A 9,410-nucleotide genomic window follows, 5' to 3' on the forward strand; every position below is an offset into this window, starting at 1 on the left:
AATTTCTTGGACGCAGGTGGAGACTGGTTCTGCTATCACATGGAAATACCCAGGAGTTATTTTAAAAGGGGATAATTCTGTAGGAGAATTTTACTCTGTTGCAATGACACGAAACATGCAAGTTGCAGATACCGGGACCAAAATGATTCACTTGGGAAAGAATACGCGGTCGAAAATTGTCTCCAAGGGGATCTCTGCGGGTAAGAGTCATAATAGTTATCGAGGGCTTGTTAAAATAGGTCCAAACGCCGATAAGTCGAGAAACTTCACGCAATGTGATTCTTTGTTAATTGGTGATCGTTGTGGAGCCCATACGTTTCCTTATATCGAAAATAAGAACCGCACAGCTCTCTTAGAACACGAGGCGACAACGTCAAAAATTGGTGAAGATCAAATTTTTTATTTGAATCAAAGAGGTATAGATCCGGAAAAAGCAGTTGGTTTGATCGTAAATGGTTACGCTAAAGAAGTTTTGAATCAGTTACCGATGGAATTTGCCGTTGAAGCGCAAAAATTATTAGCGATTTCGTTAGAAGGATCAGTAGGATAAAATTTAAATAAAGAGAGGCAAAAAAACTAAATGTATTTTAGGCTTCTACACAATAGGTAAAATATAATGTTAACAATTAAGAATTTACACGCGTCTGTTGAAGATAAGCAGATTTTAAAAGGACTGAACCTAGAAGTGAAAGCTGGAGAAGTTCATGCGATTATGGGACCCAATGGTGCTGGTAAAAGTACTTTGGGAAATGTGCTCGCAGGAAGAGATTCCTATGAAGTAACAGATGGTACAGCAATGCTAGATGGTGTTGATCTATTGGATCTTGCTCCCGAAGTGCGTGCTCGTGAGGGTTTGTTCTTGGCTTTCCAATATCCAGTTGAAATCCCAGGCGTTTCCAATATTAATTTTTTGCGAACGGCCGTGAATGATATTCGCGAGTACAAAGGTCTGCCACCAATGGAAGCAAAGGAATTCTTACAACTTGTGAAAGAGAAGCAAAAATTAGTTGAATTTTCTGCAAACTTAGCGAACCGCTCATTGAATGAGGGGTTTTCCGGCGGGGAGAAAAAGCGTAACGAGATCTTTCAGTTAGCGATGTTGAATCCAAAATTGTCTATTCTAGACGAGACAGATTCTGGATTAGATATCGACGCCCTTCGGATTGTAGCAAACGGAGTAAATCAATTGCGCTCTAAAGACAATGCGTTTGTTGTGATTACCCATTATCAAAGATTATTGGATTATATCGTTCCAGATTTTGTTCACGTGTTATACAATGGTCGAATTGTAAAAACAGGTACTAAAGAACTTGCTTTGGAGCTTGAAGAAAAGGGTTACGATTGGTTAAAAGAGTATGACACGCAAACTGTTTAATTAGATTCCTATGGGTAATTTAATTGACGGATTGACAAAAAATAACATGAGTACATTAGTTGCAGAATCATTATATCAACAGTTAGTTAACTCTTTTGAAGAGTCAGAAACGTTTCAAGTAAAATCTGAATTGGCGGACTTACGTCGTGAGGCTTTCGAACGCTTTCAGAAGGAAGGCTTCCCCACTGTAAAAAATGAGGAATGGAAATATACCAACCTTCATAGTTTGGTCAATAAGCCTTACGTGCTTAATGTGGAGACAGATGTTGATAGGATAGACGCTAGTTTAGCAGATATACCAAGTCTTGACGCCCACCGTATCGTACTGGTAAATGGTCAGTATATATTGGCCTTTTCATCCTTGGAAGATGAGGTTGGCTTAGTGGTAAAGCCTATCGACGAAGCGTACGGTGAAACGAATTTCCAAAAACATTATGCGCAGTACGCGGACAAAACCGATAATGTTTTAGTTCAGTTAAATACTGCGTTACAGACTTCAGGTGTTTATATATCCGTTGCTGCCGGTAAGGTTGTTTCCAAACCGATTCACATCATCCATATTGCCGCTGGTGAGTCTCCGTTCTTCGCTCAGACTCGTAACCTAATTGTCGTGGAGCCTAGTGCGGAGATTGAGGTTGTAGAGTCTTTTGTTACACAGCAGGGATCAGCCCCCAATCTTCATAATAAGGTAACGGAAATTGTTGTACAAGAGAACGCGAAAATGCAACATTATTATTTGCAGACCGCAGAATCCTCCAGTGCTTATATCCATCATACGGAAATTTATCAGGAAAAATACAGTTTATACAATAACTATAACTGTAATCTTCCCGGAGCTTCGTTTGTTCGGCATAATATAAATGTTCGTTTAGATGCTGAAAATGTAGAGTCTCATTTGTATGGAATCAATTTAACTGATAACAAGCAATTTGTAGATAACCATACGGTGGTAGATCACTTGAAGCCACACTGCGAGTCGTACGAGTGGTATAAAAATATTCCGCAAGACGAATCAACAGCTGTGTTTAACGGAAAAATATTTGTGCGTGAAGATGCGCAAAAAACAAACGCATTCCAACAAAACAATAACATGTTAATTGGAGACAAATCCACGGTCTTTACAAAACCGCAATTAGAGATTTTTGCAGATGATGTTAAGTGTTCTCATGGTTGTACAATGGGACAATTTGATGATGAGGCGCTATTTTATCTTCGCGCAAGGGGTATTGGAGAGGAATCTGCACGTATTCTCTTAGTACATGCGTTTGCATTTGATGTAACTTCCCGATTCTCTAATGCAGTCATTCGTACGTATGTCGAAGGCTTGGTAGCAAAGGGCCTGTCTTAAAAAAACTAGTAGTTGATAACTCTTCTTTCGGGAGTTGTATATGAAAATAGCAAAGCTGGTTTCAGAAATATAAGAAACTAGCTTTGCTATTTTTTGGCATAAGAACGATTTTCAAATTAGAAAGGACATTTAGGGGAAATCTTATTTGGAAGGCGGGTGTTTTATTAATAGTTACCTGCGAAATTTTATTTAAAAACGAGTGGGTATTTAAAAAAACAATCTCTTGGTTTCCAAGAGATTGTTCGAGCGAAAGACGAGATTCGAACTCGCGACCCCAACCTTGGCAAGGTTGTGCTCTACCAACTGAGCTACTTTCGCTGATCGTGTTACAAAGGTACTAAAACCTACGATTTTTGTCAACACTATTTTTAAAATATTTAAGGTTTAAACAGCTTTAGGCCCAATTGAGAGGGGATTAGTCCCCTATTGCATTGATGCAGTTTATTCCATCAATCGCAGCAGACACAATGCCTCCTGCGTAGCCGGCTCCTTCACCGCAGGGGTAAAGTCCTTTGACTTGTGGGTGTTGCAAACTTTCTTTATCGCGTGGAATGCGTATGGGAGAGGAGGTTCTGGATTCAACTCCTACCAAGATAGCCTCGTTTGTGTAATATCCTTTCATTTTATCGCCAAATCGAGGTAAGGCGCTACGCAGGGCCTGATGAACGAATTTTGGAAGAACTTCATTTAAGTCAACACTTCTTGTGCCCGGTTTATAAGAACTTTCCGGTAACGAGTTGGATACTTTTTTTTGTACAAAATCTACCATTCGTTGTGAAGGCGCTACCAGATTACCCCCTCCAATTTCAAATGCTTTTTGCTCGATTTCCTGTTGAAAATTAAGTAATGCAAATGAGTTATCTAAAGCGTCGGGAACATCCTCCAGATTAATTTGAATGACGGTGCCGGAATTCGCATGTGGATTGTTACGCTTTGATGGAGACCAGCCATTTACCACGATTTCATTATGATCTGTTGCACAGGGGGCTATAACTCCCCCTGGACACATACAAAAAGAAAAAACACCGCGATCATCGACTTGTTCAACCAAGCTATAATACGCGGGAGGAAGGTTTTCGGGACGAGTTTTGCAATGGTATTGTGCTTGATCGATTATTTCTTGAGGATGTTCAATGCGCACCCCCAGAGCGAATGGCTTGGGTTCCAATTTCCAGCCATTTAAACGAAATAGTTCAAAGATATCCCGTGCAGAATGACCGGTTGCCAGAACGACATGGCTAGCCTCGACCTGTTCGCCCTGAGATGTAATGACTCCAGTTACTTGATCAAATTCGGTGGTTATTTGCTCAACTTTGCAATCGAATTTAAAGACTCCTCCGTGTTCGAGAATGGTATTTCTTATGTCTTCAATTATATGTGGAAGTTTGTTCGTTCCTATGTGTGGTCTGGCATCTACTAAAATGTCTTCCGTTGCACCGTGGTTAACGAATATTTCCAATACCTTCTGCACATCGCCCCGCTTGTTTGAACGTGTATATAATTTTCCGTCTGAATAGGTTCCTGCTCCGCCCTCTCCGAAACAATAGTTGGACTCCGGATTCACGTAACCTTCTCTATTTATTTTTGCTAGATCCCTTCTGCGTTCCTGAACCATCTTTCCGCGCTCGATGACAATAGGTCGAAGGCCACGTTCAAGACAACGATATGCAGCGAAAAGACCGGCAGGACCTGCGCCAATAATGATGACAGGCGTGGCGCCGTGTACTGATTTTGTTGTTCGCGTGAAAACCGAGGGTGTCAAAATTTCGTCGATAGCACAAACTATGCGCAGTCTGTATACGACCTGTTTACCGCGCGCATCTATCGACCGTTTACGGATATGAAATCCTTTAATGCGGTTAACCTCCACCTTTAGCTGCTTCGCTATTAGGGCTGTTAGATGTTCCGAGTCATTTAAATTTTCAGGGGCTAGCGCAATCTCTATTTCTTTTTGCATATTTTTTTGCTGGGTTTCTATCCCAAAAGTTTTAACAAAGTTAAGTATTGCAGACCAATTTGAAGCTTCGGATTGGCAATTTGTAGAACGTCTGGAAAACCCACGGCTCTTTAATAGAGATGCTATAGAGGGACGAGTTGGTAGGAAGTACGCCTCGCTCGCATGTATCAATTTGGAAAGTTTTAGGGGTTCGGTGTACATATGGAAATGAATGATCTATCCGAGATGATAGGGCAAATTTTGGTAGGCTAGTGCAATAGCGTCAGCGCTAAATAATCTTTCTTTTTTGCAGACCTAGAGTTTTAACAATTTTCGTATATTCGTGTTGTCCGGTTGTGACAAGCAACCGGATGAGAATTATATCTGTCAGGGGAGCCTGTAATGATTCAAGTTATCCTTCTCATAGAAGGATCTTATTATTTGTAACATAGTTTTTAAGGATATTTATTGCATATGAAAAGATTATTGATTGCTTTAGTTGGTTTATTTACGGCCTTATCGTTTAGTTCTTGTGGCTATAATACAATGGTGTCAAAGGATGAAAATGTAAAAGGGAAATGGGCTCAAGTAGAAAATGCTTATCAGCGTCGTGCTGATCTTATTCCAAATTTAGTGGCTACGGTTAAGGGGGCAGCGGAGCACGAGGAAGGTACGTTGACGGCGGTTACGGAGGCTAGAGCGAAAGCGACGTCGGTAACGGTTGATCCTAATGATCTTTCTGAAGAAGCGATCGCTAACTTTCAACAGAACCAAGACGCTTTGTCTCAGTCAATTGGCCGTTTGTTGGTGAGCGTTGAGGCTTACCCAGATTTGAAAGCAAACGAAAACTTTAAAGAGCTTCAGGTGCAATTGGAAGGTACAGAGAATAGAATATCTGTGGAACGGCGTGCATATAATGAGGCTGTTCAAGATTATAATACTACTGTGAGAAGTTTCCCAAACAATATTATGGCAGGAATCTTTGGTTTCAAGGCTAAAGGTACTTTTAAAGCGACTGAAGGTGCCGACAAGGCGCCAACTGTAGCATTTTAACGCGTATTGAATGATAATTTGAAGATGAACTGGGACGTTTTTTCGAACGGCTCATTCATCTTTTTTAATTTAGAAGATGATGGAAATTTTTTCAACAGAAGATCAAGATCGTATCGTTCAGGCTATAAGCGTGGCCGAGAGTAAGACATCAGGTGAGATCCGGCTTGTGGTGGATAGAAAGCTCTCAGGCGACACGGCGATGGATGCTGCTGTGGCATTTTTTAAGAAATTAAAGATGCATGAGACAGTGCTTAAAAATGGCGTGCTTATATATTTGGCGGTGGATGATCATAAATTTGCCATTATCGGGGACCATGGTATTAATACGAAAGTACCTGTAAACTTTTGGGATGAAACCAAGGAACACATGCTCTCCTTTTTCAAACAGGATCAGGTTGCTGATGGATTGATTGCAGGCATACATGACGCTGGAGAAAAGCTTCAGGCATTTTTCCCAAGGAAGAACGATGATATAAACGAACTCCCTGATGATATTTATTACGGAAATAACTAACATATAGATGTTTCAATTTAAATTAAAAAAAATAAAAACAGGCAAACTGATCGTCGTATTGATGGTTTTACTTCACGCCGTGTTTTCACTGCCAGCCCAAAACCTTCCCGAGGCGCCTACTCAACTGGTTTCTGATTTTGCAGGAGTACTTAGTGCTTCTGATAGGCAACAGTTAGAGCAAAAGCTTTTGGCTTATGAAGATTCTACCTCCACTCAAATTGCTGTGGTGTTAGTCAATACGACTGAAGGATATGAAGTGGGTGATTATGCGGTACGGTTGGCAAAAAAATGGGGCGTTGGTGGAAAAAAATACAATAATGGTATTATGCTCCTAGCGGCAATTGACGACCGGGCTGTAACTATTCAAACGGGTTACGGTATGGAGGGTGTGTTGCCGGACATCATAACTTACCGGATAATTCAACGGGAAATAAAGCCGTCTTTTCAGCGAGAGAATTACTACCAAGGTCTTGATAATGCGACAACCGCGATTATTGCGTATGCCAAAGGAGAATATAAGGCTGATCCCCGCGAGCGCTCTAGTGAAGGAGGGGGTGTCCCGATTATAGTTATTGTTATAATTGTCATCATTATTATATCCTTAGTTTCAAAAGGTGGTGGCGGCAAAGGCGGCGGAAAAGTGATGACGGGAAGAGGTTCTTCCGATCTATTTTGGTGGACGCTGCTCGGTGGAATGGGACGAGGTGGCGGAGGTGGATTCGGCGGCGGCGGTGGCGGTGGATTCGGCGGCGGTGGCGGCGGTTTTGGTGGTTTCGGGGGCGGTGGCTTTGGTGGAGGTGGATCTAGCGGTAGTTGGTAATAGATGGTATTGAATATAAAAAATGTATAAATGAAAAAAATAATTTTAGCAGCGTTGGCTGTTTCTCCGATAGCGATTTTCGCGCAACAAGATTTTACTTTAAATGGAAAAATTGGTGGCACTTCTACAAATGCAAAGATTTTTATCCAATACCGTGATAACGGTCAAGGGGTGATAGACTCGGTAAATGTCAAAGATGGTGCTTTTAAATATCTGGGCTCGGTATCTGAACCCGTACAGGCCGTTTTATTTCTATCTAACAGTGGTGCAACGATGACCGAGTTACGGGAAAGTGAGGAACGCCCTCCGATGAATGTTTTGTTTTTATCGAAAGGAGTAATTCAATTAACAGGTGATGATTTTGCAAGTGCTGTTAGTTCAGGGAATGGTATTAACGAAGACTTTACGAAGTATAAAACCTCTTTATTGCCTATCAATAAGGAATTTGAAGCTCTGGATGCGGAGTTTGCTGCTGCTCCAGAGGAAAAGAAAGAAGATGAGGAGTTTATTGCATCTTTACGCAGTAAAGCGGAGGGTCTTTACAAAAAGCAAACGGCTATTAATGAAGGTTTTGTGCACAATAATCCCGATAGTTATGTTTCGTTAACGATATTAGAAGAATTAGCATCTCCTGAAAATATCACTTCATTTATTCGACCTGCGTATGATAAACTCGGAGGGAATTTAAAGTCGACAACGTTAGGTAAAAGTTTAGGAGAAAAGATTGCGACTATGGGGAAATTAGCGGTTGGGGCCGTAGCTCCAGATTTTACCTTGCCAGATACTGCAGGGAAAGAACTGAAGCTTTCTTCCCTACGCGGGAAGTATGTGCTGGTCGATTTTTGGGCTAGTTGGTGTGGTCCTTGTCGGGCCGAAAATCCAAATGTTGTTGCCGCCTTTAACAAGTTTAAGGACAAAAATTTTACAGTTTTGGGTGTGTCGCTAGACAAACCAAACGAAAAAGATAAATGGATTGCGGCCATCGCAACAGACAAGCTTGAACAGTGGCCGCATGTTTCTGATCTCCTATTCTGGAATTCACCAGTGGTGGAGCTCTATTCTATTCGAGGTATTCCACAAAACTATTTGCTTGATCCTGAAGGTAAAATAGTGGGTTCGAATTTGCGAGGAGAAGAGCTTGAGAAAAAATTGACTGAGGTGTTAAATTAAGATTTAGAAAACGGTTTAATAAGATAGGGCTGATTATATAATCAGCCCTATCTTTTTTATAATGAAAGGATTTCTACGATACGTGTAAGATTCTCGTTAATCTTATCGATGTGTTTAATAGCTTTTCCAAACGGTGTGTATTTTACTTGCCCACAGATTAAGCCAGCCATTTCTCCGCGACGACCCTCCAGAAGGCCTTCGACAGAAGCTACTCCTAATCGACTAGCTAGAACACGATCCATGCAGGTTGGCTTTCCTCCCCGTTGGATATGTCCAAGTATAGAAAGGCGTACGTCATAGTGCGGGAAGTTCTCTTGTATTTTCTCTGCAACTACTAATCCACCTTCTTGATCACCTTCGGCGACTATGATGATGCGCGAGGATTTGTTCTTTCGAGTTTTATCTAAACGCTTCATTATTGCGTCGTAATCAACTTTGAGTTCTGGGATTAGTACAGCCTCGGCTCCTGTACTTATTCCCGAACGGAGGGCGATTAGTCCTGAATCACGGCCCATGACTTCCACGACAAATAATCTATCATGCGATTCTGCTGTGTCACGAATTTTATCAACAGCGTCTACTACTGTATTAATCGCAGTATCGTAACCTATGGTAAAGTCCGTGCCGGCTAGATCATTATCTATAGTTCCAGGTATTCCCATGACAGGAATATCAAATTCTTCGATAAATTTTGACGCCCCGGTAAATGTCCCGTCTCCGCCGATAACAACGAGCGCGTCAATTTCTAATTCTTTTACCTTTTCATATGCTTTTTGACGTCCTTCTATTGTTCTAAATTCGTCGCTTCGAGCTGTTTTTAGTACCGTGCCTCCACGTTGAATAATGTTAGCTACTGATTTAGCGTCCATTGGGAAAATTTCTCCATGGACTAGTCCGTCGTAACCTCGGCGAACTCCAAAAACATTCAAATTATTATAAAGTCCAGCTCGAACTACTGCACGTATAGCCGCATTCATTCCTGGTGCGTCACCACCCGAAGTTAGTACCGCAATATTTTTTATCGTCTTCATGTTGTTTAAGATTGATTATTTCTTTTTAAAAGTTTCTATTCCTTGTTTTAAGTATTCAGCATAGGATGCTATATCATAGTTTGCACCACTTGGGGGGAGGAGTACATTACCCTCCGTGTCAACGATTACATATAAGGGCTGGGAATTACTGTTGAATGTTTCC

9 protein-coding genes and 1 tRNA gene are annotated in these 9,410 nt (G+C 41.3%); 7 read left to right on the forward strand and 3 right to left on the reverse strand.

Going from position 1 to position 9,410, the window contains the following annotated elements; all coding sequences use genetic code 11:
• The 3 genes from HP439_RS15650 to sufD form a co-directional block, all read left to right on the forward strand.
• On the forward strand, positions 1 to 550 hold a 550-nt coding region (locus HP439_RS15650; protein ID WP_172391276.1), incomplete at its 5' end, for a SufD family Fe-S cluster assembly protein.
• A 66-nt stretch (positions 551 to 616) separates the two neighbouring features.
• The gene (gene sufC / locus HP439_RS15655) at positions 617 to 1,375 is read left to right on the forward strand and encodes a Fe-S cluster assembly ATPase SufC (protein WP_172391277.1); all 759 of its coding nucleotides are present in this window, start codon (positions 617 to 619) and stop codon (positions 1,373 to 1,375) included.
• A gap of 10 nt (positions 1,376 to 1,385) precedes the next feature.
• Positions 1,386 to 2,723, forward strand: a complete 1,338-nt coding sequence (gene sufD, locus HP439_RS15660) for a Fe-S cluster assembly protein SufD (RefSeq protein WP_246229384.1) — start codon at positions 1,386 to 1,388, stop codon at positions 2,721 to 2,723.
• A 245-nt stretch (positions 2,724 to 2,968) separates the two neighbouring features.
• Here the strand turns inward: sufD and HP439_RS15665 are convergent.
• Both HP439_RS15665 and HP439_RS15670 read right to left on the reverse strand, forming a co-directional pair.
• Positions 2,969 to 3,041, reverse strand: a tRNA-Gly gene (locus HP439_RS15665).
• A 97-nt stretch (positions 3,042 to 3,138) separates the two neighbouring features.
• Positions 3,139 to 4,680, reverse strand: a complete 1,542-nt coding sequence (locus tag HP439_RS15670) for an NAD(P)/FAD-dependent oxidoreductase (protein ID WP_172391278.1) — start codon at positions 4,678 to 4,680, stop codon at positions 3,139 to 3,141.
• A gap of 453 nt (positions 4,681 to 5,133) precedes the next feature.
• Here HP439_RS15670 and HP439_RS15675 point away from each other — a divergent pair, with 453 nt between their 5' ends.
• The 4 genes from HP439_RS15675 to HP439_RS15690 all read left to right on the forward strand — a co-directional run bounded on the left by HP439_RS15675 (position 5,134) and on the right by HP439_RS15690 (position 8,216).
• Positions 5,134 to 5,712 carry a LemA family protein gene (locus HP439_RS15675; RefSeq protein WP_172391279.1) on the forward strand — a complete coding sequence of 193 codons (579 nt, stop codon included), beginning with the start codon at positions 5,134 to 5,136 and terminating at the stop codon, positions 5,710 to 5,712.
• A 76-nt stretch (positions 5,713 to 5,788) separates the two neighbouring features.
• Positions 5,789 to 6,226 carry a TPM domain-containing protein gene (locus HP439_RS15680; protein WP_343043555.1) on the forward strand — a complete coding sequence of 146 codons (438 nt, stop codon included), beginning with the start codon at positions 5,789 to 5,791 and terminating at the stop codon, positions 6,224 to 6,226.
• Between the two features lie 7 nt (positions 6,227 to 6,233).
• Positions 6,234 to 7,046: a TPM domain-containing protein gene (locus tag HP439_RS15685; RefSeq protein ID WP_246229385.1), complete on the forward strand. Its 813-nt coding sequence runs from the start codon at positions 6,234 to 6,236 to the stop codon at positions 7,044 to 7,046.
• A 30-nt stretch (positions 7,047 to 7,076) separates the two neighbouring features.
• On the forward strand, positions 7,077 to 8,216 hold the full coding sequence (locus HP439_RS15690; protein WP_172391280.1) for a TlpA disulfide reductase family protein: 1,140 nt from the start codon (positions 7,077 to 7,079) through the stop codon (positions 8,214 to 8,216).
• Between the two features lie 56 nt (positions 8,217 to 8,272).
• Here HP439_RS15690 and pfkA read toward each other — a convergent pair whose 3' ends face one another.
• Positions 8,273 to 9,247, reverse strand: coding sequence for a 6-phosphofructokinase (gene pfkA, locus HP439_RS15695; protein WP_172391281.1), 975 nt, complete (start codon positions 9,245 to 9,247; stop codon positions 8,273 to 8,275).
• Positions 9,248 to 9,410: the final 163 nt, after the last annotated feature.

It is taken from the genome of Sphingobacterium shayense (assembly GCF_013179575.1).
GTDB lineage: Bacteria > Bacteroidota > Bacteroidia > Sphingobacteriales > Sphingobacteriaceae > Sphingobacterium > Sphingobacterium shayense.